Source organism: uncultured Allobosea sp. (assembly GCF_945956895.1).
GTDB lineage: Bacteria > Pseudomonadota > Alphaproteobacteria > Rhizobiales > Beijerinckiaceae > Allobosea.
On record NZ_CAMFJF010000051.1, the window covers coordinates 1 to 21653 of the forward strand.

At 66.6% G+C, this 21653-nt stretch carries 21 protein-coding genes and 1 pseudogene; 15 read left to right on the forward strand and 7 right to left on the reverse strand.

Annotated elements, in window-relative coordinates:
• The 4 genes and pseudogenes from Q0Q02_RS18865 to Q0Q02_RS18880 all read left to right on the forward strand — a co-directional run.
• Positions 1-424, forward strand: a pseudogene (locus tag Q0Q02_RS18865) (ABC transporter substrate-binding protein); the annotation flags it as partial.
• A gap of 137 nt (positions 425-561) precedes the next feature.
• On the forward strand, positions 562-1497 hold the full coding sequence (locus tag Q0Q02_RS18870; RefSeq protein ID WP_293811689.1) for an ABC transporter permease: 936 nt from the start codon (positions 562-564) through the stop codon (positions 1495-1497).
• A 13-nt stretch (positions 1498-1510) separates the two neighbouring features.
• Positions 1511-2332 (forward strand): ABC transporter permease, encoded by an 822-nt coding sequence (locus tag Q0Q02_RS18875; RefSeq protein ID WP_293811691.1) that lies wholly within the window; start codon positions 1511-1513, stop codon positions 2330-2332.
• A gap of 11 nt (positions 2333-2343) precedes the next feature.
• Entirely contained in the window at positions 2344-3300 is a 957-nt protein-coding gene (locus Q0Q02_RS18880; protein ID WP_293811692.1) for a succinylglutamate desuccinylase/aspartoacylase family protein, read from the forward strand.
• A 6-nt stretch (positions 3301-3306) separates the two neighbouring features.
• Here Q0Q02_RS18880 and Q0Q02_RS18885 read toward each other — a convergent pair whose 3' ends face one another.
• Positions 3307-3621, reverse strand: coding sequence for a hypothetical protein (locus Q0Q02_RS18885; protein WP_293811694.1), 315 nt, complete (start codon positions 3619-3621; stop codon positions 3307-3309).
• 78 nt (positions 3622-3699) lie between these two features.
• Between Q0Q02_RS18885 and Q0Q02_RS18890 the strand changes: the two genes are divergently transcribed.
• The 5 genes from Q0Q02_RS18890 to Q0Q02_RS18910 all read left to right on the forward strand — a co-directional run bounded on the left by Q0Q02_RS18890 (position 3700) and on the right by Q0Q02_RS18910 (position 8336).
• The gene (locus Q0Q02_RS18890; RefSeq protein ID WP_293811696.1) at positions 3700-3945 is read left to right on the forward strand and encodes a hypothetical protein; all 246 of its coding nucleotides are present in this window, start codon (positions 3700-3702) and stop codon (positions 3943-3945) included.
• Positions 3946-4019: 74 nt separating this feature from the next.
• A complete protein-coding gene (locus Q0Q02_RS18895; protein ID WP_293811697.1) occupies positions 4020-5141 on the forward strand; it encodes a GGDEF domain-containing protein in 1122 nt (373 codons plus the stop codon).
• Positions 5142-5240: 99 nt separating this feature from the next.
• A complete protein-coding gene (locus tag Q0Q02_RS18900; protein ID WP_293811699.1) occupies positions 5241-6419 on the forward strand; it encodes an acyl-CoA dehydrogenase family protein in 1179 nt (392 codons plus the stop codon).
• A gap of 148 nt (positions 6420-6567) precedes the next feature.
• On the forward strand, positions 6568-7164 hold the full coding sequence (locus Q0Q02_RS18905; protein WP_293811701.1) for a TetR/AcrR family transcriptional regulator: 597 nt from the start codon (positions 6568-6570) through the stop codon (positions 7162-7164).
• Between the two features lie 128 nt (positions 7165-7292).
• The gene (locus Q0Q02_RS18910; RefSeq protein WP_293811703.1) at positions 7293-8336 is read left to right on the forward strand and encodes a histone deacetylase family protein; all 1044 of its coding nucleotides are present in this window, start codon (positions 7293-7295) and stop codon (positions 8334-8336) included.
• 174 nt (positions 8337-8510) lie between these two features.
• Here Q0Q02_RS18910 and Q0Q02_RS18915 read toward each other — a convergent pair whose 3' ends face one another.
• The gene (locus Q0Q02_RS18915; protein WP_293811705.1) at positions 8511-10067 is read right to left on the reverse strand and encodes an acetolactate synthase large subunit; all 1557 of its coding nucleotides are present in this window, start codon (positions 10065-10067) and stop codon (positions 8511-8513) included.
• Between the two features lie 240 nt (positions 10068-10307).
• Here Q0Q02_RS18915 and Q0Q02_RS18920 point away from each other — a divergent pair, with 240 nt between their 5' ends.
• From Q0Q02_RS18920 to Q0Q02_RS18940, 5 genes are all read left to right on the forward strand, one after another.
• A complete protein-coding gene (locus Q0Q02_RS18920) occupies positions 10308-11267 on the forward strand; it encodes an ABC transporter substrate-binding protein (protein WP_293811707.1) in 960 nt (319 codons plus the stop codon).
• A gap of 154 nt (positions 11268-11421) precedes the next feature.
• Positions 11422-11955: a mismatch-specific DNA-glycosylase gene (locus Q0Q02_RS18925; protein WP_293811709.1), complete on the forward strand. Its 534-nt coding sequence runs from the start codon at positions 11422-11424 to the stop codon at positions 11953-11955.
• Positions 11955-12728 (forward strand): ABC transporter permease, encoded by a 774-nt coding sequence (locus Q0Q02_RS18930; RefSeq protein ID WP_293811711.1) that lies wholly within the window; start codon positions 11955-11957, stop codon positions 12726-12728. The genes Q0Q02_RS18925 and Q0Q02_RS18930 overlap by 1 nt, the downstream gene beginning before the upstream one ends.
• Positions 12725-13504 (forward strand): ABC transporter ATP-binding protein, encoded by a 780-nt coding sequence (locus Q0Q02_RS18935; RefSeq protein ID WP_293811713.1) that lies wholly within the window; start codon positions 12725-12727, stop codon positions 13502-13504. Before Q0Q02_RS18930 ends, Q0Q02_RS18935 begins: the two co-directional genes overlap by 4 nt.
• A 284-nt stretch (positions 13505-13788) precedes the next feature.
• On the forward strand, positions 13789-15012 hold the full coding sequence (locus Q0Q02_RS18940) for a cyclopropane-fatty-acyl-phospholipid synthase family protein (RefSeq protein ID WP_293811714.1): 1224 nt from the start codon (positions 13789-13791) through the stop codon (positions 15010-15012).
• A 152-nt stretch (positions 15013-15164) separates the two neighbouring features.
• Here the strand turns inward: Q0Q02_RS18940 and Q0Q02_RS18945 are convergent, their stop codons facing one another.
• A complete protein-coding gene (locus Q0Q02_RS18945; RefSeq protein ID WP_293811716.1) occupies positions 15165-16304 on the reverse strand; it encodes a citrate/2-methylcitrate synthase in 1140 nt (379 codons plus the stop codon).
• 89 nt (positions 16305-16393) lie between these two features.
• Between Q0Q02_RS18945 and Q0Q02_RS18950 the strand changes: the two genes are divergently transcribed.
• Complete coding sequence (locus Q0Q02_RS18950) at positions 16394-17473, forward strand: citrate synthase/methylcitrate synthase (protein ID WP_293811718.1); 1080 nt, start codon at positions 16394-16396, stop codon at positions 17471-17473.
• Between the two features lie 263 nt (positions 17474-17736).
• On the opposite strand, the gene Q0Q02_RS18955 is transcribed toward Q0Q02_RS18950, so the two are convergent.
• The 4 genes from Q0Q02_RS18955 to Q0Q02_RS18970 form a co-directional block, all read right to left on the reverse strand.
• A complete protein-coding gene (locus Q0Q02_RS18955) occupies positions 17737-18297 on the reverse strand; it encodes a HutD family protein (protein ID WP_293811720.1) in 561 nt (186 codons plus the stop codon).
• A gap of 79 nt (positions 18298-18376) precedes the next feature.
• Positions 18377-20044, reverse strand: a complete 1668-nt coding sequence (gene hutU, locus Q0Q02_RS18960) for a urocanate hydratase (RefSeq protein WP_293811722.1) — start codon at positions 20042-20044, stop codon at positions 18377-18379.
• On the reverse strand, positions 20041-20850 hold the full coding sequence (gene hutG / locus Q0Q02_RS18965; RefSeq protein ID WP_293811723.1) for an N-formylglutamate deformylase: 810 nt from the start codon (positions 20848-20850) through the stop codon (positions 20041-20043). Before hutG ends, hutU begins: the two co-directional genes overlap by 4 nt.
• Positions 20847-21653: aromatic amino acid lyase (locus tag Q0Q02_RS18970; protein ID WP_293811725.1), on the reverse strand; the 807-nt coding region annotated here is incomplete at its 5' end. The genes hutG and Q0Q02_RS18970, both read right to left, overlap by 4 nt.

Here is a 21653-nt window from a genome sequence, read left to right on the forward strand (position 1 = left end):
GGTCGGCATCAAGGTGAAGGTCAAGCCGGTCGAGACCTCGGCGCTCGGCGGCGTCATCGCGAAGGGCGACTTCCAGGCCTATATCTGGTCGAACACCTCGGGCCCCGACGCGCTGACCGCGCTGAAGTGCTTCCATTCGGCGACGCCGCGCTCCTCCTGCAACTACACCACCTTCAAGAGCCCGGCTTATGACAAGCTCCTCGACGAGGCCGCGGCCGAGAAGGAGGCCAGCAAGAAGCTCGAGCTGCTGAAGAAGGCCAATGCCATGCTGCAGGACGAGGCTCCGGTCTGGTTCTTCAACTACAACAAGGCGGTGCTGGCCTATCAGCCCTGGCTGCACGGCCTGCAGCCGAATGCGACCGAGCTCGCGCTCCAGCGCTACGAGGATCTCTGGGTCGACGCGACTTCGCCCGCGGCGAAGTAAGCGCCTCCGCGGAGGTTCCCGCCAGCTCAAGGATCTCCGTCATCCCGGACCGGTGCGGCCATGCCGTCCGTCCGGGGTGACGGGGACTTTGGAGCCTTGACCTGGGTCCGCCCTGCGGCGGCGATCAGGAGTTGATCATGCTGCCCTATGTCGTCCGCCGCCTGCTGCAGGCCGTCCCGATCCTGCTTGCGGTAGCCGGTCTCGTCTTCGTGATGTTCAGCGTCATTCCCGGCGATTTCGCCTCGACCCAGATGTCCGACGGCCGTTCGGTCGTCGATGCCGACCAGGTCGCGCGCATGAACAAGCAATTCGGCCTCGACGATCCCGTCCATGTGCGCTTTGCGAATTACGCAGTGAAGCTGGCTACGTTCGATCTGGGGACCTCGTTCCGCACGCGCCAGCCGGTGATCAATTCTCTGGCCGAGCGGCTCTGGCCCAGCCTTCAATTGGCCCTCGCCGCCATGGCGTTCGCCATCGCGTTGGGGATTCCGCTCGGCTTCCTGGCGGCGCTGAAGCCCGGCGGGTGGCTCGACATGCAGTCGATGTTCGTCGCCGTATCCGGCCTGTCCCTGCCGCAGTTCTGGCTCGGGCTGATGCTGATGTATGCCTTCGCGCTGGTTCTCGGCTGGTTCCCGAGCTTCGGCTATGGCGACGGCAATCCGCGCTACATCGTGCTGCCGGCGGTTGCGCTCGGCGTGGCACCGCTCGCGCTGCTCGCCCGGACGACGCGCGCTGCCGTGCTCGAGGTGATGAATGCCGACTTCGTCCGCACCGCCCGCGCCAAGGGCAATAGCGAGACTCGGGTGATGCGCTGGCATGTGGCGCGCAACGCGATGGTCATCGTGCTGACGACGCTGGGCCTGCAGTTCGGCTCGATCATGGGCGGCGCCGTGGTGATCGAGAAGCTTTTCGCCTGGCCGGGCATCGGCTCGCTCCTGGTCGACAGCGTGTCGCTGCGCGACATTCCCGTCGTCCAGGCCTGCATCCTGCTGCTCGTGCTTTTCTTCCTCGTCGTGAACATCATCGTGGACGTGCTCTGCGCTCTGATCGATCCGCGCATCAAATACACCTAGGGGCGGGGCACCGATGAAATTCCGGGCTAATCTGTGGATCGGCGGCGTGCTCTTCGCCGCCGTCGTCGTCGGCGGGACGCTGGCGCCCTGGCTGGCGCATACCGATCCCGTCATGGATGCCAACCTGATGAATGCCGAGGTTCAGCCCGGCGTCGAGTTCTGGTTCGGCACGGATGCGCAGGGCCGCGATATCTATAGCCGCGTGCTCTACGGCGCGCGCATCTCGCTGACGGTCGGCATCGTCTCGCAATTGATCAACACCGTGATCGGTGTCGCGCTGGGCATGTCGGCGGGCTATTTCGGCGGCTGGTGGGACGATTTCGTCAACGGCCTGACCAATCTCATGCTGTCGATCCCCTCGCTGGTCTTCGCGCTCGCCATCATGGCGATCCTCCAGCCGGGCCTGACCAGCCTGCTGATCGCGCTCGGCCTGACCAACTGGTCCTATACTTGCCGGCTGTCGCGGGCCGCGACGCTGTCGATCAAGCAGCAGGGCTATGTCGAGGCGGCGCGTTCCTTCGGCTCCAGCAACCTGCGCATCATGCTGCTGCAGATCCTGCCGAATATCGCCGGTCCGATCATCGTCATCGGCACGCTTGGCATGGGCGGCGCCGTGCTGGCGGAGGCGGCGCTCTCCTTCCTGGGTCTCGGCATCCGCCCGCCTTTCCCGAGCTGGGGCTCGATGCTCTCCGACGCGCGCGACCAGATCACCACGGCACCCTGGATCTCGGTCTTTCCAGGCCTCGCCATCTTCATGACCGTGCTCGGCCTCAACCTGCTGGGTGACGGCCTGCGTGACATCCTCGACCCGCATTCGCAGCTACGCAAAGCCTGACAGTAGAGCCCATGACCACCCAAGACCCGATCGATCCGCCGCTCGAAACGATCCGCTTCCACGGGCTGAAGGCGGGGCCGAAGCTCCTCGTCTTCGGCGCCGTCCACGGCAACGAGACCTGCGGACCGAACGCCATCGCCCGCGTGATCGAGGATTGCCGCGCCGGCCGGGTCGTGGTCCAGCGCGGCGAGGTCACTTTCCTGCCCGTGGCCAATCCCAAGGCCTATCGGCAGAACACGCGCGAGGGCGACCGCAACCTCAACCGCGACTTGCGCGAGCGGCCGCAGCCTGTCGACAACGAGGACCGGATCGGCAATCGCCTCTCCGCCATCCTGCGCCAGCACGACATGCTGCTCGACGTCCATTCCTTCACCGGCGAAGGTGTGCCTTTCGTCTTCTTCGGGCCGGACGACAATCGCGGCACGCTCGAACCCTTCCGCCATGGTGCGGCCGAGGCCGCCTTCGCCGCTTGCCTCGGCGTCGATTTGATGATCCATGGCTGGCTCGACATCTATGTTCGGCTGATCGCGGCGCGCGAGCGCCTGGGCCTGCCGCGGCTCGCCGTGACCGAGGGCTTTGGCACGACGGAATTCATGCGCTTCGCTGGCGGCTATGGCGTGACGCTCGAATGCGGGCGCCACGAGGACCCAGCCTCGGTCGATGTCGGCTACAAGGCGATCCGCAACGTGCTCGCCCGTCTCGGGCTGACCGACGAGCCGCCGCCGGCCCCCGAGAAGCGCGTCGTCGTCCATATGGACGACCTCGTCATCTGCGAGGCCGAGGGCGACCGTGTCGAGGGCACCTGGAAGACCGGCGACCGCGTCGCCAAGGGCACGCCGATCGCCCGCCGCGCCGACGGTGCGATCGTGACGATGCCGCGCGACGGCTTCATCATCTTCCCGAACCCCAAGGCCAAGCCCGGCGAGGGCATCTGCTATCTCGGGACGGAGAGCGCTCGCCGGTACTGAAGGCGGCTACTGCACGATGCCGCGCTTGCTCCCGAAGCCGGGGATATCGCAGCCGCAGCCGGAGCCATAGGGCAGCGGCGGCGTCGGGCAATCCCCCCGGCTGGTGACGCACATATTGCCGTAGCGCGGCCGGTAATACGGACGCTCATAGCCGTAGTCGCGGCGATAGTAGCGCCGTGGCGGCGGCGGGCGATCGTCATCCTCGTCGTCATAGGCCGGCGGGTTGCGATAGGGGTTCCCGTAATATTGGGCATGGGCCGGGATGGCGCCGAGCATGACGGCGCAAGCGAGAGCCGAGATCGTGAGCTGGCGACGCAGCATGGTCCTTCCTTTCGATATCCGTGCGGCGCGAGCCGGGCGGCGTTTCATGGTCTCCTAGAGAGGGCCCATGATGAACGGATGCTGAGGCGGCTTGGAGGCGCGGGAAAGGAGTTTCGAATCGGGCCGATCGATCCGGCGAAGGGCGGTATCGTCGACGGCAAGAAGATCGGCGTGGTCGCTCCCGTGAAGGCAGTCATCAGCAAAAACGGCATTGGCGGCAGCTTCGTTAGCGGTCGCAACGACCGCCGGCCCGGCCTTCATCTGCGATTTGGAACCGGGCCCGCCCTTCTTCGTTATCGCGACGGCAGCCATTGCGGAGACTGACTGCTAAAATGCCCGGGATCGGGCTGACGGGTTCTTAGAGCCTCGCGCGTACAGCCTGTGCCATGCATCTGCTGATGAGGCCCCGCAAACGCGCCGCGCAGCTGCCCGCGGATATCGAGATCGAGATCATCTCGCGTCTCTTCGCGGCCCTGCCACAGATCCTCTGCATCGCGGCCGGGCTCATCGTCGGCTCCGCCATCATGGCCGTTCAGACGGGTGAGACGATCTTCTGGTGGCTGACGGCAGCAGGCGTCGTGACGACGCTGCTGCGCGTCGCCAACATCGTCGGCTTCAAGCGGCGCGATCCCGCCCACAAGCTGACCCTCGCGGAGGCGCGGCGTTGGGAGGCGGGCTACGCCTATGCCGCCTTCGCCTTCACGCTCGTCATCGCCGCGCTGACCCTGGCTGCGGCGGCAGCCGACCATGCCGGCGGCTTCGTGCTCAGTCTCGGGCTGACCATGGCGCTGACGGCGGGATCCTATCTGCGCACCCTGCGCTACTGGATCTGCGCCGTGCTTTCGACCATCGCGATCGGCACGCTGGTCGTTGCCTTCCTGCTCTCCGGCGACCCGCTCTATCAGGCGCTCAGCGTCCTTCTGCTCGTCTACCTCTATTCGATCTACGAGAGTTCCGACTATATCATCGGCCAGTTCGAGGAGCTGCTGATGGTCCGGCGCGAGCTCGATTTCGCCGCGAGCCATGATCCCTTGACCGGCCTCCTGAACCGTCGTGGGCTCGACCGCGTTCTTGATGAGGCCGGCGAAAGCGGAGAGGCGCTCGGTCTGCTTCTGCTCGATCTCGATGGCTTCAAGCTGGTCAACGATCGTCACGGCCATCAGGCCGGCGACGACCTGCTCAAGCAGGTCGCGATGCGGTTGCGAGGCGTCGTCCGGCAGGGCGACATCGTGGCGCGTCTGGGCGGCGATGAGTTCGCGCTCGTCATCCACGGTGTCGAGGATGCGGCCGCGCTCTCCGAGGTTGCCGACCGGGCGGTGTCCGTCGTGATGGCGCCGTTCATGCTGATGGGGCAGTTCGTCACCGTCGGCGCGAGCGTTGGGATCTCCCGCAAGTCGGAGCGGGATTCCGCGCATTGGACGGCAGAGGTTCTGACCCGCGCAGCCGACCAGGCGCTCTATGGCGCCAAGCGCGCCGGCAAGGGGCGCAGCATGGTCGCGCACTGGGACGACGTCGCCTGACAACGCCGCGAGCTGAAGGTAGCTTGATCTCGGCGGATCATTCACCTACCGTCCGGCAGGTAGCTCGCCAGTGGCGCTGCGCAGACACGGGAGAAGGCGATGTCGTCAGGCGGAAAGCTTGTAGCGGAGGGCGCTCGCCGCTCGCCTTACTTCACCGAGGAGCATGAGGCGCTGCGCGATCAGGTCCGCCGCTTCGTCGAAACCGAGATCAAGCCTCATGCCTTGCAATGGGAGGAGGACGGCTTTGTCCCGCGCGCCGTGCTGCGCAAGATGGGCGAGCTCGGCTTCTTCGGCATCCGCTATCCCGCCGAGTACGGCGGCTCCGAGATGGATACGATGGCGACCGTCGTGCTGGCCGAGGAACTGGGCCGCTCGACCTTCTCCGGCGTCGCGATCACGGCGCTGGTCCATACCGACATGGCCTCGGTCCATATCGCCAATGCCGGCAGCCAGGCGCAGAAGGACAAGTACCTGCCCGACATCATCGCCGGCAAAAAGATTGTCGCGGTCGCGGTCACCGAGCCCGATGCCGGTTCGGACGTGAAGGGCATCCGCACCACTGCGCGGCGCGAGGGCGACCATTACGTCCTCAACGGCGCCAAGATGTTCATCACCAACGGCGTCCATGCCGATCTCTACTGCGTCGCCGCCAAGACGGATCCGCAGGGCAGGCCCTCGCAATCGGTCTCGATCTTCGTCGTCGAGAAGGGCACGCCGGGCTTCTCGGTCTCGCGCGCGCTCGACAAGCATGGCTGGCGCTCCTCGGACACCGCCGAGCTCTCCTTCGTCGATTGCAAGGTGCCGGCCGAGAACCTGCTCGGGCAGGAGGGTCGCGGCTTCTACGCGATCATGAGCAATTTCCAGAACGAGCGCACGGTGATCGGCGCCATGGCGATGGGAGAGGCCCAGGCCGCGATCGACCTGACGCTGGATTATGTGAAGACGCGAAAAGCCTTCGGCGCGCCGCTCTGGGAGAAGCAGGCGATCCGCCAGCGCCTGGCCGAACTTGCGGGCAAGGTCGAGGCCGGCCGCCAACTCGTCTACCACGCTGCCTGGCTCGACGCGCAGGGCTTCGACGCCACCCGCGAGGTCTCGATGGCCAAGGCCTATTGCGGCGAGCTGGTCAACGAAGTGATGTACGATTGCCTGCAGTTTCATGGCGGCATGGGCTACATGCGCGAGAGCGCGATCGAGCGCATGACCCGCGACGCCCGTGTCCAGGCCATCGGCGGCGGTGCGACCGAGGTCATGCTCGAAGAAGTCGCGAAGCGGCTGTGAGGAACGAGCGTCATCCCGCACGCGCTGCGGCATGTAGTGCTGTTGCGCAGATGCGGGACCGTTTTCCGGAGAAGGCGCCTTTTTCTGCACGCGGTCCCGTGTCTGCGCAGCGGCACTGCGCGCCGCAGCGCGCACGGGATGACACCCTATGAGTAATGCCCCAACCACCCGGCCGGCAGTGGAAGGCGGCTCGCGTCGCCTGATCCTCGACCACGCCGCGCGGCTGCTGCGCGGCGGCGGCTACCACCAGACCACCTTGCGCGAGATCGCCGAGGCCGTCGGCATCCGCAAGGCGAGCCTCTACTACCATTTCGGCTCGAAGGAGGAGATCGTCGAGGCGGTCGTCAATGACGGCGTGCGCTTCGTCCATGAGGCGGTCGTCGCGGCATTGGCCGCGGAGGAGGATGCTTCGCCGCGCGTGCGGCTGGAGGCGGCGATCCGGGCGCATCTCTCCGCCCTGCACGGCCATGGCGACTACACCTCGGCCAGCATCAAGGTGTTCACCTTCGGCGCGACGCCAGTGCCGGAGAGCGTACGCGCCGTGCGCCGTGCCTATGAGGATGTCTGGCGCCGCCTGATCGCTGAATGGCAGGAGGCAGGCGGCATGCCGGCCGGCAATTCGCCGGATGTGCTCAGGCTCTTCCTGCTCGGCGCGCTCAATGGCTCGACCGACTGGTACCGGCCGGAGCGTTACGCGATCGACGACCTGGCGCGCGAATTCGTGGCGCTTCTTTCTCAGCATTGAATTCGCTGCCCCGCCTCCCACGCAGGGGCGGGCGGCATCGTCATGGCTGACCGGCGCGGCCGCGGTTGCTAGCATCCTCTCCGCGGGGCTGATGGTCGCCTCGCGATCTGACGAGGATCCTTCGCCTGATGCGCGCCTTCTATCACCCCGACCAAGCCCTTCACGATCCCCAGCAATATATGCGCTTCGGCAAGGTCGTGGCTCCCAAGGACCTGCCGGAACGGACGGAGCGCCTGCTCGGCGCACTGAAGAAACATGGCATCACGCCGGAGCGGCCTGCGGCGCATGGCACGGACCCGGTCCTGGCGATCCATGACGCCGGTTTCGTCAAGTTCCTCGAAACCGCCTGGGCGCGCTGGCAGGACCTGCCGGCCGAGCGCGGTCCGGAAGTCTGGCCGAGCACCTTTCCCTATTGGAGCGGCCGCCCGGACGAGGATGTCCGCCCGCCCTGCCGTCCGACGGGCTTCATCGGCCAGCTCGGCTGGTATCTCGGCGATCTCTCGGTGCCGATCGGCGAGCATTGCTGGCATTCGACGCTGCGTTCGTCCGAGACGGCGGTCTCGGCGGCCGACGCGATCCTGGCCGGCGAGCGCGCCGTCTACTCGCTCTGCCGTCCGTCCGGCCACCATGCCCGCGCCGACCGCGCCACCGGCTTCTGCTATCTCAACAACACCGCGATCGCGGCCCAGCGCCTGCGCTCGAAATTCGGCAAGGTCGCGATCCTCGACGTCGACGCCCATCACGGCGACGGCACGCAGCAGATCTTCTACCGCCGCAACGACGTGCTGACGATCTCGGTCCATGCCGACCCGTCGAATTACTATCCGTTTTTCACCGGCTATGCGGATGAACGCGGCAACGGCCCGGGCGAGGGCTTCAACCTCAACCTGCCTTTGGTGCATGGTGCGGGTGGTGCGGCGATGGAAGCTGCGGTCGCCGAGGCCGGAAAGGCGATCCACGATTTCGGCGCCGAAGTCGTGGTGATCGCGCTCGGCTACGACGCCCACAAGGACGACCCGATCGGGGTGCTGAAACTGGAATCGAGCGATTTCGGCACGATCGGCCGGCAGGTGAAGGGTTTTGGCCTGCCGACGCTGGTGGTGCAGGAGGGCGGCTACGCGATCGACGCGATCGGCGACTGCCTCGACGCGTTCCTGGGCGAGTTCAAGTAGCGCCTGTCTTCGGGCGCTACCGCCTGTCATCCCGTGCGCGCTGCGGCATGCAATGCCGCTGCGCAGACACGGGACCGCGTGACGAGAAGGCGCCTTTTCCTGAAGGCGATCCCGCATCTGCGCAGCAGCACTTCGTGCCGCAGCGCGTGCGGGATGACGCCCTTTTTGCGATCCTCAGATCGCCGCCTCGATCAGGAACGGCCCCTTGCGGTTCAGCGCGGCCTTGAACAGGCTCGCGAACTCTTCCGCAGTCGTGGCCCGCGCGGCTTCGACGCCCATGCCCTTGGCCATCATCACCCAGTCCAGCGCCGGTTCGTCGATGTTGAGCATCAGCGTGGCGTTGCGGCCGAAATCGTTGACGCCGACCGCGCGCATCTCGCCATGCAGGATCTGGTAGGTCCGGTTGGCGAAGACGACGGTGACGATGTCGAGATTCTCGCGCGCCTGCGTCCACAGCCCCTGCACTGTGTACATGCCCGAGCCGTCGGCCTGCATGCCGATGACCTTGCGGTCAGGGCAGGCGACGGCCGCGCCGATCGCGAGCGGGATGCCTTCGCCGATCGCGCCGCCGGTGAGCTGGATATAGTCGTGCTGCGGCGCGCTGTGGCAGTCGTAGTAGAAGCTGCGGCCGGACGAGACCGACTCGTCGCAGACGATGCAGTTCTCCGGCAGCAAGGCCGAGACGATGGCGCAGGCCTTGTCGGCATCGAGCTTGCCGGTGGGCAGGCCGGGCTGCTCCTTGCGCGGCGGGGCGATATAGAGCGGGGCGGTCTTGGTCGCGCCCATCTCCTCGGCGAGCGCGGTGACCGCGGCCGGCAGGTCGTCGCCGGGGATCGCCAGCTTGGCGACCTCGCAGCCGTCATGGATCAGGCGGCCGGGCTTGCCGGGATAGGCGAAGAAGCCGACCGGAACCTGCGCGCCGACGAGCACGAGATAGTCGACATCCTTGAGCTGCTCGAGCGCCTTGTCGATCGGATAGAACACCTTGGGCATGGCGACGCGGCCGGCGCCGCGCTGGATGCGTCCGTTCGACATCTGGCTGAAGATCTGGGCACCGGTCACCGCGCAGATGCGGGCGGCCATCTCCATCGGCTTTTCGCGCAGTGCGAGGCCGGTCAGCATGATCGCGGCGCGCGCGCCATGCTTGCGCAGGCCCGCGGCGACCTCGCGGATCGTGGCGCCCTCGACGCTCTTCAGCGCCGGCAGCTCGGTCGGCTTCAGCGTGGCGGGCTCGACGCTGCCCCAGGCGCAATCGGCCGGCAGGATCACCGTGGTGACGCCAGGCAGCGTCAGCGAGGCGACATAGGCCTCCCCGATCGCCGGGCCGACATCCTCGGGCGTCGCGATGCGGCGGACGAAATGCGACATCGGCTCGGCCAGGCTCTCGATATCGCTGGTCAGCGGCGCGTCATGCTGGAGATGATAGGTCGCGTGATCGCCGACGACATTGATCATCGGCGTGCGGGCGCGCCGGGCGTTGTGCATGTTGGCGAGCGCGTTCGCCATGCCGGGCCCGCAATGCAGCAGCGTCGCCGCCGGCTTGTCGGCCATGCGGGCATAGCCGTCGGCCGCGCCGGTTACCACGCCCTCGAACAGGCCGAGCACGCAGCGCATCTCCGGCTTGCGATCGAGCGCCGCGACGAAATGCATCTCCGAGGTGCCGGGATTGGCGAAGCAGGTATCGACGCCGTTGATCAGAAGCGTGTCGCAAAGGCGGTCGGCGCCGTTCATTGGGAAACCTCGACTCAAAGAAAAAAGGCGCCCTCGCGCCAGCGGGCGGAAGAGGAGGAAATTCCCTCTGCCCTGTCAAACGAGAGAATGTCATGACTTCCCCAAGCGGCGCTGATCGGCCGCTTGACGTAATTGCATATGCATTTAACCTGCTTTGGAATGAAGGTTGCATCGCAACATGGATGACGTTTAGGCGTCTGGGTGAGGCGTCAGCCGAAAAACAGGGGAAGGGTTTCAACCATGGCAGTTTTCAAGCGCGTCAGTGCGGCCCTCGGCTTCAGCCTCGCGGCGTGTCTCGCAGCGGGCGGCGCCCAGGCGCAGACCAAGGTGAATATCGGTATTTCCGGCTGGACCGGCTTCGCGCCGCTCGTCCTCGCCAAGGAGGCCGGCATCTTCGCCAAGAACGGCCTCGACGTGACCATCAAGAAGATTCCGCAGAAGGACCGCCACCTCGCCATCGCCTCGGGCGACGTCCAGTGCGCCGCGACCACGGTCGAGACCTGGCTCGTCTGGGATGCGGCGGGCGTCAAGACCAAGCAGATCTTCCAGCTCGACAAGAGCTACGGCGCCGACGGCATGGTCGTGCGCAAGGACATCGCCTCGATCAAGGACCTGAAGGGCAAGACCGTCGCGGCTTCGGCGCCGGGTACCTCGCCCTATTTCGCGCTGGCCTGGATGCTCAAGGAGAACGGCCTGTCGGTGAAGGACGTCAAGGTCGTCAACATGGAGCCCGGCCCGGCCGCGCAGGCCTTCATCGCCGGCCAGAACGACGCGGCGCTGACCTATGAGCCCTATCTCTCGACGGTGCGCGAGAAGCCGGATGCCGGCAAGATCATTGCCACCACGCTCGACTACCCGATGGTGATGGACACGTTCGGCTGCACGCCGGCTTTCCTCACCGACGAGAAGGCGGCGGCGGCACTGACCAAGAGCTATTTCGATGCGCTCGCCATGATCAAGGCCGACCAGGCCAAGGCCTATGAGATCATGGGCGCCGACGTGAAGCAGACCGGCGAGCAGTTCGGCAAGTCGGCCGGCTATCTGCGCTGGTCGGATGCCGAGGGGAACAAGGCGTTCTTCTCCGGCGAGTGGCAGGCCTTCAACGCCAAGGCGGCCGATGTGCTGCTGGAGGTTGGCCTGATCAAGACGAAGCCCGATTTCGCTTCGCTGATCGAGACGAAGTTCGTCGCCGGCAAGTGAGGCCGGGGAGGCTGCTTGAGATTTCCGCGAGCCCTCATCCTGAGGAGCCACCCCGAAAGGGGTGGTGTCTCGAAGGATGTTTCAGGAAGCTCGGGAGCGATCTGGAGCACCCTTCGAGACGCCGCTTCGCGGCTCCTCAGGATGAGGGCTGCAGGTGACGGCTGGCCTTGGATGCCTGAGCGGCGACATCCTCCCGGATGTTCTGGAGCCCGGCCTGCGCGTCGTCTTCTGCGGCACGCAGGCCGGCGCCGCCTCGGCCAGGCGCGGGGCCTATTATGCCGGGCCGGGCAACAAGTTCTGGCCGGTGCTTCATGAGATCGGGCTCGTCCCGGCGAGGCTCCGGCCGGAGGAATTCCGGACCCTGCTGCGCTATCGTATAGGCCTGACGGACGTCGCCAAGCGCACATCGGGGCCGGATTCCGCGCTGCGCGGCGGCCATTTCGACGTGGCCGGCTTCACGGCACGGATCGCTGTGAACCGGCCCCGCATCCTCGCCTTCAACGGCAAGCGCGCGGCCCAAGCCGCCCTCGGGCTCCGCGAGGGGCGGCTCGCCTACGGGCTGCAGGCGCACAGGCTGGCCGATGCCGACATCTACATCCTCCCCTCGACCTCCGGCGCCGCAGCCGGCTTCTGGTCGATCGAACCCTGGAAGCAATTGGCCATGGCCGTGACCGGAACCCTATCCTGATGAGACCTTTGCAACCCGTCTCGGCCTCGGCCCGCATCGGCTATGGCCTGGCCTTCTTCGCGCTTTTCGTCGCGCTCTGGTCGGTTGCCACCTTCGGCGGCTATGTGCAGCGCCTCTTCCTGGCCGATCCGCTGACCATGGTCGGCGAGGGCTATAACCTGATGGTCCGCTACGGCTTCAGCTTCGACATCATGATGACGATCTGGCGCGTCGTCGGCGGCTTCATCGTCGCCGTCATCGTCGCCCTGCCGATCGGCATTCTGATGGGCGCCTATAAGCCGATCGAGGCGTTCCTGGAGCCTTTCGTCTCCTTCGCGCGCTACTTGCCGGCCTCGGCCTTCATCCCGCTGCTGATCCTCTGGGCCGGCATCGGCGAGACGCAGAAACTGCTCGTCATCTTCATCGGCTCGGTCTTCCAGCTCATCCTGATGATCGCGGTCTCGGTCGGCTCGATCCGGCGCGATCTCGTCGACGCCGCCTATACGTTGGGCGCGACGGACAGCTCGGTCGTGCGCCGCGTCATGCTGCCGAATGCGGCGCCCGAGATCGCCGAGATCTTTCGCCTCGTGCTCGGCTGGGCCTGGACCTATGTCATCGTCGCCGAGCTGATCGGCTCGTCCTCCGGCATCGGCCACATGATCACCGACAGCCAGGCGCTGCTGAACACCGGACAGATCATCTTCGGCATCATCGTGATCGGCCTGATTGGTCTCGTCTCCGATTTCCTCTTCAAGGCGGTCAACCAGCGCCTGTTCCCGTGGGCGCGCACATGAGCAAGCTTGTCATCGAGAATGTCGGCAAGGTCTTTCCCGCACAGCGCGGCGGCGAACCGACGCGCGCCCTGATGCCGACCTCGCTCAGCGTCGCCGATAACGACTTCATCACCATCCTCGGCCCCTCCGGCTGCGGCAAGTCGACCTTGCTGCGCATCATCGGCGGGCTCGAGACAGCGAGCGAAGGCCGCGTCCTGCTGGATGGCTCAGCCGTTGCCGGCCCGGGTGCCGATCGCGGCTTCGTCTTCCAGAGCTACACGCTCTTCCCCTGGCTGAGCGTGCAGCAGAACATCGCCTTCGGCCTGCGCGAGAAGGGCTTACCGGAAACCGAACGCCTGAAGATCGCCCGCGACTGGGCGGTGCGCGTCGGGCTGGGCCAGTTCGTCGACCATTTTCCGAAACAGCTCTCCGGCGGCATGCAGCAGCGCACGGCGATTGCCCGCGCGCTCGCCAACGATCCCAAGATTCTCCTGCTCGACGAGCCCTTCGGCGCGCTCGACAACCAGACCCGCGCCCTGATGCAGGAGATGCTGCTCGGCATCTGGGAGCGCGAGCAGAAGACAGTGCTCTTCGTCACCCACGATATCGAGGAGGCGATCTTCGTCGGCTCCCGCGTCGTGGTGATGAGCGCCCGTCCCGGCCGGATCAAGGCCGACATTCCCGTCGACCTGCCGCATCCGCGCCCCTACACCATCAAGACGACGCCGGAATTCGTCGCCCTGAAGGAGCGGCTGGTCGAGGAGATCCGTGCCGAGGTGATCGCGGCGGATCACTGACGGTCTCGTCATTGCGAGGAGCGGAGCGACGAAGCAATCCAGGGCGGCAGAGTCCTACGTCCTTCTGGATTGCTTCGCTTCGCTCGCAATGACGGAACAGAGCAGCTTCAGCTTAAAGCTAGCCATGCTTCCGTGGCGGAACCGAACCGGGCCGCCTGCGTTGTCATGTCGCAGGTGTGTGGCTGCCTTGCGCCGAAGAGGCGTTACGCCAGCGTGGCGAATTGCCATCTTCATCGAAAGGGGCGCTGCCGAAGGTGGGGCCAATGCATTCGCTGATTGCCAGGATGTTGTCTCGGCTCGCGATCGAGCCACGTATCGATGTCGTATTTCCCGATGGCACGTTGCAGTCGATCGGGCAGGGCGCTGCGCCGCGCTTGCGGATGCGCATCGTTGATTCCCCGACGGAGCTGAAACTCGCGCTCAATCCCGAACTCGCCCTGGGCGAGGCGGTGATGGACGGGCGCGTCGTCGTCGAGCAAGGCTCGCTCTACGACCTGCTCGATGCGCTGGTCGCAGCCATGCACCGGGCGCGTCCCAAGGGCTGGGGCAAGGTGCTGGAGGGGGTGCGCACGGCGGTGCGACGCTTTCACCAGCACAACACGCCGGCACTCGCCCGGCGCAATGTCGCCCATCACTACGATCTCAAGAGTGATTTCTTCCGGCTCTTCCTCGATCCAGACATGCAGTATTCCTGCGCCTATTTCGCCGAGCCCGGCATGAGCTTGGCGCAGGCGCAACTCGCCAAGAAGCGCCACATCATGGGCAAGCTCGATCTGCGGGCCGGCCAGCGCGTGCTCGATATCGGCTGCGGCTGGGGCGGCATGGCGCTGTCCATTGCTGGCGAGACCGGCGCCTCGGTGACGGGCATCACGCTCTCCGAGGAACAGCTCGCCATCGCCCAGCGGCGCGGCACGGAATCCGGCCTGCCGGCCGAGTTCCGCCTACAGGATTATCGCCATCTCAACGAGCCTTTCGACCGCATCGTCTCGGTCGGCATGTTCGAGCATGTCGGCGTCGGCTACTACCGCGACTATTTCCGCAAGATCCGGGAATTGCTCAGCGATGACGGCGTGGCGCTGGTCCACACCATCGGCCGCTCGACGCCACCGGGCGCGACCAACCCCTTCATCGCCAAGTACATCTTCCCCGGCGGCTATATCCCCGCCATGTCTGAGGTGGCGGCGGCGGTCGAGCAGGAGGGGCTCGTCATCACCGATGTCGAGGTGCTGCGCCTGCACTATGCCGAGACGCTGAAGGTTTGGCGCGAGAATTTCCTCGCCCGGCGCGACGAGGCTGTCGCGATGTATGATGAGCGCTTCGCCCGGATGTGGGAGTTCTACCTCGCCGCCTGCGAGGCGAGCTTCCGGCATGACGACCTTGTCGTCTTCCAGTTCCAGCTCGCCAAGAAGCTCGACGGCCTTCCGATCACGCGCGGCTATATCGCTGAGCGCGAGGGCGAACTGGGTCGCGAGACGGCCACCGGCAAGGTGAAGGCGGCGGAATTCTAGGGCTGGTTTCATCCGGGCCCAACCGTCATTGCGAGCGCAGCGAAGCAATCCAGGGGACGGGGTGAGACGTTCAGCCCGGTCTCCCTGGATTGCTTCGTCGCTTCGCTCCTCGCAATGACGGTTGAGTCCGACCGGAAACCGCTGGCCTGTCTTCAGGCCGGCTCCGGCCCGACATAGCGGGCGCGCGGCCGGATCAGGCGTCCGGTCTCGCCCTGCTCCAGCGCGTGGGCGATCCAGCCCGCGCAGCGTGCGGCGGCGAAGATCTGGAAGGAGACATCCGCCGCAAGCCCGAGCTCGCTTACGATCGCGGTCAGCACGAAGTCGATATTCGGTTCCTCGCCGGTCAGCGCCGTGACGGCCCGGCGCGTCTCCTCATAGGCCGGCGGCAGCGCGAAGGCCGTGAGCAGAGCGCGGGCCCGTGCATCACCATCCGGATAAAGCGGGTGCCCGAAGCCGGGCAGGAGCATGCCGGTCGCGAGCCGCGCCGACACCGCCATCTCCACGCCTTCGCTGGCAATCTCACGCATCAGCCCGAGCACGCGCGGCGTCATCCCGCCATGCAGCGGTCCGGACAGCGTCGCGAGCCCGGCCAGGATGCAGGCGGCGAGCGAGGCGCGCGTCGAGGCTGCGACCCGGACCGCGAAGGTCGAGGCGTTGAGCTCATGGTCGGCCAGCAGCACCAGCGCGCGGCGGATCAGGTCGGCGCCGCGTTCGTCGCAGCCCCAAGCTTGCGCCAGCCGGTGATGGATCGGCCCCTGGCCCGGTCGCCCGGCGATGGCGTCGACAAGCGAGTCGATGACCGAGGCCGCCTCCAGATAGAGCGCCTTCTTGGTGCGGCCGGCCATGGCCGGGTCGCTGGCCGCGCGTGCGGCAATCACCGCGAACATGCGCTGCCGGGCCGGTGCTTCCGGCACGATCGTGAATAGCGGCGGAAAGCGCTGCGAGCCGCAATCCCAGAGCAGCCTTGCGACATCCTCCAGCTTCGCCGTCTCGGCCAGCACCTCGGCATCCTGCCCGCGATACCAAAGCTTGCCGCGCTGGATCGTGGCTATCCCTGAAGCCAGGATCGGCTCGCCGAAGGCGATCGCATCCTCGGCGATGGCAGCGGGCTTGCGCCCCCGCGCCTTGCGATGCTCCAGCCGCGCCACGTCCTCGGCCCGGTAGAGCCGCCGGCGCGAGTCGCCGGCATCGCTGCGCGCCTCGATCAGCCCGCGGCTGACATAGGCGTAGAGCGTCTGCGGCTTCAGCCCGAGCCGCTGCATCACCTGTTGCGCCGTCAGCCAGTCGGTCATGGGAAAATATATTGATTATATTGTTCAAGATTGATTCTATCGATGAAGCTATCAATCTTCAAGGCCTCAGATGTTGAGGAGAAATCGCCATGTCCGATGGCCTTGAAGATGTCGTTGCCGCCCATACCGTGCTCTCGGAAGTCGATGGAGCGGCGGGCCGGCTGGTGATGCGCGGCCATAGTCTCGATGAGCTGGCGGGCCATACCTCCTTCGAGGAGATGGCCGCGCTGATGCTCGACGGCTTCGTGCCGGACCTGCCTGCCACGAAGGATCTGCCGGCGGCGCTCGGCGCGGCGCGTCGGGAATTGTTCGAGACGGTCGTTCAAAAGGCTGCTGTTCCCGTGACGCTTGGACCGGTCGAGATGATCCGCGCGATGACGGCGCTCGTTCCTGATGGCGAGGATGCCGGCACGGTCCTGCGGCTGCTGGCGGCGCCCGCTGTCTTCACCGCCGCGTCCTTGCGCCTGCGGCAGGGCCTCGCGCCGGTTGCGCCCGATCCGTCGTTGTCGCAGGCGGCCGACACGCTGCGCATGCTGACGAGCAAGGCGCCGACGAAGCAGCAGGCCGCCGCACTCGACACCTACCTCGTGACCGTAGCCGATCACGGCCTCAACGCCTCGACCTTCGCCTCCCGCGTCGTCGCCTCGACCCGTGCCGGGTTGGTCTCGGCCGTGCTTGCGGGTATCGGCGCCTTGAAGGGACCGCTGCATGGCGGCGCACCCGGCCCGGTGATCGAGATGCTCGATGCGATCGGTTCGCCCGCCAATGCCCGTGCCTGGCTGGAGACGGCGCTCGATCGCGGCGATCGGCTGATGGGTTTCGGCCACCGCATCTATCGCGTCCGCGACCCGCGTGCCGATGCATTGAAGGGTGCGATCCGCCGGCTCGGCGCCGATAGCGGGCGCCTCGCCCTGGCCGAGGCGGTCGAGCAGGCGGCGCTCGCCATCCTGCGCGAGCGCAAGCCCAATCGCACTCTGGAGACGAATGTCGAGTTCTACACGGCGCTCTTGCTGGAGGCGCTCGGCTTCACGCCGGATTCGTTCACCTGCGTCTTCGCGCTGGGGCGGACGACGGGCTGGCTCGCCCATGCCAAGGAGCAGATCGCCGGCGGCCGGTTGATCCGCCCGCAATCGGTCTATGTCGGCCCGCAGCCGCGTCAGGCGGCTTGAGGCTTTTTTTGATCAGGCTGAACTGTCATTGCGAGGAGCGCAGCGACGAAGCGATCCAGGGGTGGCATAGCTCTACGTCCCCCTGGATTGCTTCGCTGCGCTCGCAATGACGGCTTCCGCGATCCAGATCCATCGGAAAGCGTTCTCGGGCGAACGAAAGGGCGTCATGCTCGGGCTTGACCCGAGCATCTCGGAAACCAGCGTCCTTTCGGCAAGAGATTCTCGGGTCGGAGCCGCGCTCCGCCCGAGAATGACGGTTTGGGTTAGACCGGCGACAGCCGGATAGCGAAGAGTTCGCTGCCGCTTTCGACACGCAACGCGACGGAGGCGGGCGCCGGCAGGATGGCGCTGTCCCCGGCAGCCAGCGCCTCACCATTCACCTGCCAATCGCCATGGCGCGCGACCAGAACCAGCAACCCACGCTCGGCCGCAACCTCATGCGATCCACCGGTCAAACGCTCGACGCTGTGGCTCCACGTGCCGCGCCGGCTCATCACGTTGAGATCGTCGATCGCCCCGTCGACCAGCACGCCATCCACCGCCCGGTCGGCCGCGAAGAAGAACGGCGCTGTCGCACGGTCGAGCGCCACTGTCTCGCCATCGCCGAAAGCCAGCCGAATGCCGTTGCCGGTCAGCACCGATAGCGTCCGGTCGATGCCTGGGAAGGACGAGAACGGCCCGTCCTGTCCGACATGGGCCATCGAAATGCGCCAGTCGAACTGGCTCAGGGAGGCTCCCTCCGGAGAGACAGCGATCTCGGTCGTGGTGCCGCCGCCGTTCTTCCACGGCATGACCTTGCAATCGGCGGCGCGGATGATGCGCATGATATTTGTTTCTCCGCTCGGAACCTCGCCGTCATTCCGGGCTCGGCGCTGACGCGCCGCCCCGGAATGACAAGATCGCTCAGCCCAGGATGCCGGGCAGGTTGAGCCCCTTCTCGCGGGCGCAGTCCAGCGCGATGTCGTAGCCGGCATCGGCATGGCGCATCACGCCCGTGGCCGGGTCGTTCCAGAGCACGCGCGAGAGACGGGCGGCCGCGTCATCCGTGCCGTCGGCGCAGATCACGACGCCCGAATGCTGCGAGAAGCCCATGCCGACGCCGCCGCCATGGTGCAGCGAGACCCAGGTCGCGCCCGACGCCGTGTTGAGCAGGGCGTTGAGCAGCGGCCAGTCGGAGACCGCGTCCGAGCCGTCCTTCATCGCTTCCGTCTCGCGGTTCGGCGAGGCGACCGAGCCGGAATCGAGATGGTCGCGGCCGATCACGACGGGGGCCTTGAGCTCGCCGTTCCTGACCATCTCGTTGAAGGCGAGGCCCAGCCGATGGCGATCGCCGAGGCCGACCCAGCAGATGCGCGCCGGCACGCCCTGGAACGCGATGCGCTCGCGCGCCATGTCGAGCCAGTTGTGCAGGTGCTTGTTGTCGGGCAGCAGCTCCTTCACCTTGGCGTCGGTCTTGTAGATATCCTCCGGATCGCCCGAGAGGGCCGCCCAGCGGAACGGGCCGATGCCTCGGCAGAACAGCGGGCGGATGTAGGCCGGTACGAAGCCCGGGAAGGCGAAGGCGTTCTCCAGCCCTTCTTCCTTGGCGACCTGGCGGATGTTGTTGCCGTAGTCGAAGGTCGGGATGCCCATGTCCTGGAAGGCGATCATCGCCTCGACATGCTCGCGCATCGAGGCGCGGGCGGCCTTTTCCACGGACTTCGGATTGGCCTCGCGCGCCTGCTTCCACTGGCCCATGGTCCAGCCCTTCGGCAGGTAGCCGTTGATGGGGTCATGCGCCGAGGTCTGGTCGGTGACCATGTCCGGACGGATGCCGCGGCGGACCATCTCGGGCAGGATCTCGGCGCAGTTGCCGAGCAGGCCGACCGACTTCGCCTCGCCTTTCTCAGTCCAGCTGGCGATCATCTCCAGCGCCTCGTCGAGCGTCTCGGCCTTCTCGTCGAGATAGCGGGTGCGCAGGCGGAAATCGATCGAGTCCGGGTTGCACTCGACGGCGAGGCAGGAGGCGCCGGCCATCACGGCGGCCAGCGGCTGGGCGCCGCCCATGCCGCCGAGGCCGCCGGTCAGGACCCATTTGCCCTTGAGGTTGCCGCCGTAATGCTGGCGCCCGGCCTCGACGAAGGTCTCGTAGGTGCCCTGCACGATGCCCTGGGTGCCGATATAGATCCAGGAGCCGGCCGTCATCTGGCCGTACATCGCGAGCCCCTTCTTATCGAGCTCGTTGAAATGGTCCCAGTTCGCCCAATGCGGCACGAGGTTCGAGTTGGCGATCAGGACGCGCGGCGCATCCTTGTGGGTGCGGAACACGCCGACCGGTTTGCCGGACTGGACGAGCAGGGTCTCGTCGGCCTCGAGCTGGCGGAGCGTCGCGACGATGCGGTCGTAATCCTCCCAGGAGCGGGCGGCGCGGCCGATGCCGCCATAGACCACCAGCTCCTGCGGGTTCTCGGCGACGTCGGGATGCAGGTTGTTCATCAGCATGCGCAGCGGCGCTTCGGTCAGCCAACTCTTGGCGCTGAGCTCGGTGCCGGTGGCGGGGCGGATGACGCGAGTATTGTCCAGGCGGGTCATGAACGGCTCCGTTCGAGTTGCTTGGCCGCGTCGAGCGCAGCGGCGATGATGGCGGACAAGGCGGTTTGCAAGGTGGAGGCCTTCGTTGCGTCGAAGGTCCATGGCGCGGCCTCGTCGGTCAGATAGGCCGAGAGCGCGATTTCCATCTGGAGCGCGTGCACGCGCTCGAAGGGGCGCCCGTAATGGCGGGTGATCCAACCGCCCTTGAAGCGGCCATTGGCGATCTGGGTGAAGGGGTGGCGGGCCATTGCGGCAACGGCTGCCGCCTCGACGCTCGGCGCGCAGCTCTCGCCGGAGTTGGTGCCGAGGTTCAGCGTCGGCAGCGTGCCCGGAAACAGGCGCGGGATCACCGACTTGATCGAGTGGCAGTCCCACAGCACGCAATAGCCGTGCTCGGCCTTGACCCGTTCGATCTCGGAGGCCAGCGCCGTGTGATAGGGCTGGAAATAGGCCGTCTTGCGCCGCTCGATCTCGGCAGCGTCCGGGGCCTTCTGCCAGATCGGGGCGCCGTCGAAGGTCGTGCTCGGCACGAGCTCGGTCGTTGCCTGGCCCGGATAGAGCGAGACGCCGGCCGGGTCGCGATTGAGGTCGATGACGAAGCGCGAAAGCTGCGCCTCGACGATGCTCGGCGCGAACGGCGCGGCGAAGCTGTAGAGCTGGCGCATATGCCAGTCGGTGTCCTCGACCAGCTTTCCGCGTTCGTTGAACTGCACCGCGACGTCCGCCGGGACGCCGGTGCCGGGATGCGGCATCGAGAGGATCAGCGGGGACGAACCTTGGCGGACGGTGACGATCTCGGCGCTCATGCGCTGCACTCGGCGAAGCTGTCGAGGCCGGCCGCCTTACCGACGGCGCCGGAGAGCACGAACTCGGTCGCTGCCGCGAGATCGGGGGCGAGATAGCGGTCCTCGGTCAGCGGCGCGATCTTGCTGCGCAGCAGCGCGAGCACCGGCTCAAGGCGCGCGCTGGTCTTGAGCGGGCGGTGATGCTCGATCGCTTCCGCCGCCGCCATCAGCTCGACGCCGATGACGCTGGCGGCGTTCTTCGCCATGTCGATCAGGCGGAAGGCGCCATGCGTCGCCATCGAGACATGGTCTTCCTGGTTGGCCGAGGTCGGGATGGTGTCGACCGAAGCCGGATAGGCCTTCTGCTTGTTCTCGGAGGCGAGGGCGGCAGCCGTGACCTGCGCGATCATGAAGCCCGAGTTCAGGCCGGCATCGCGGGCGAGGAAGGGCGGCAGACCGCTCATGACGGGATCGACCAGCAGGGCCATGCGGCGCTCGGAGAGATTGCCGATCTCGCAGACGGCCATCGCCAGGATGTCGGCGGCGAAGGCGACCGGCTCGGCGTGGAAATTGCCGCCCGAGACGATCTCGCCGGGGCCGAGCACCAGCGGATTGTCGGTGACGGCATTGGCCTCGATGGAAAGCGTCGCGGCGGCGTTGCCGATGAGGTCGCGCACCGCGCCCATGACCTGCGGCTGGCAGCGCAGCGAATAGGGGTCCTGCACCTTGCTGTCGCCATGGCGATGGCTCTCGCGGATGGCGCTGCCGGCGATCAGGTCGAGCAGGATCTTGGCGACCTTGATCTGGCCGGGCTGGCCACGCAG

Bases quoted from the DNA above. Each gene is read 5' to 3' on its own strand.
- Q0Q02_RS18870 (WP_293811689.1), top strand. From the start codon at position 562: ATGCTGCCCTATGTCGTCCGCCGCCTGCTGCAGGCCGTCCCGATCCTG.
- Q0Q02_RS18875 (WP_293811691.1), top strand. From the start codon at position 1,511: ATGAAATTCCGGGCTAATCTGTGGATCGGCGGCGTGCTCTTCGCCGCC.
- Q0Q02_RS18880 (WP_293811692.1), top strand. From the start codon at position 2,344: ATGACCACCCAAGACCCGATCGATCCGCCGCTCGAAACGATCCGCTTC.
- Q0Q02_RS18885 (WP_293811694.1), bottom strand. From the start codon at position 3,621: ATGCTGCGTCGCCAGCTCACGATCTCGGCTCTCGCTTGCGCCGTCATG.
- Q0Q02_RS18890 (WP_293811696.1), top strand. From the start codon at position 3,700: ATGCTGAGGCGGCTTGGAGGCGCGGGAAAGGAGTTTCGAATCGGGCCG.
- Q0Q02_RS18895 (WP_293811697.1), top strand. From the start codon at position 4,020: ATGAGGCCCCGCAAACGCGCCGCGCAGCTGCCCGCGGATATCGAGATC.
- Q0Q02_RS18900 (WP_293811699.1), top strand. From the start codon at position 5,241: ATGTCGTCAGGCGGAAAGCTTGTAGCGGAGGGCGCTCGCCGCTCGCCT.
- Q0Q02_RS18905 (WP_293811701.1), top strand. From the start codon at position 6,568: ATGAGTAATGCCCCAACCACCCGGCCGGCAGTGGAAGGCGGCTCGCGT.
- Q0Q02_RS18910 (WP_293811703.1), top strand. From the start codon at position 7,293: ATGCGCGCCTTCTATCACCCCGACCAAGCCCTTCACGATCCCCAGCAA.
- Q0Q02_RS18915 (WP_293811705.1), bottom strand. From the start codon at position 10,067: ATGAACGGCGCCGACCGCCTTTGCGACACGCTTCTGATCAACGGCGTC.
- Q0Q02_RS18920 (WP_293811707.1), top strand. From the start codon at position 10,308: ATGGCAGTTTTCAAGCGCGTCAGTGCGGCCCTCGGCTTCAGCCTCGCG.
- Q0Q02_RS18930 (WP_293811711.1), top strand. From the start codon at position 11,955: ATGAGACCTTTGCAACCCGTCTCGGCCTCGGCCCGCATCGGCTATGGC.
- Q0Q02_RS18935 (WP_293811713.1), top strand. From the start codon at position 12,725: ATGAGCAAGCTTGTCATCGAGAATGTCGGCAAGGTCTTTCCCGCACAG.
- Q0Q02_RS18940 (WP_293811714.1), top strand. From the start codon at position 13,789: ATGTTGTCTCGGCTCGCGATCGAGCCACGTATCGATGTCGTATTTCCC.
- Q0Q02_RS18945 (WP_293811716.1), bottom strand. From the start codon at position 16,304: ATGACCGACTGGCTGACGGCGCAACAGGTGATGCAGCGGCTCGGGCTG.
- Q0Q02_RS18950 (WP_293811718.1), top strand. From the start codon at position 16,394: ATGTCCGATGGCCTTGAAGATGTCGTTGCCGCCCATACCGTGCTCTCG.
- Q0Q02_RS18955 (WP_293811720.1), bottom strand. From the start codon at position 18,297: ATGCGCATCATCCGCGCCGCCGATTGCAAGGTCATGCCGTGGAAGAAC.
- hutU (WP_293811722.1), bottom strand. From the start codon at position 20,044: ATGACCCGCCTGGACAATACTCGCGTCATCCGCCCCGCCACCGGCACC.
- hutG (WP_293811723.1), bottom strand. From the start codon at position 20,850: ATGAGCGCCGAGATCGTCACCGTCCGCCAAGGTTCGTCCCCGCTGATC.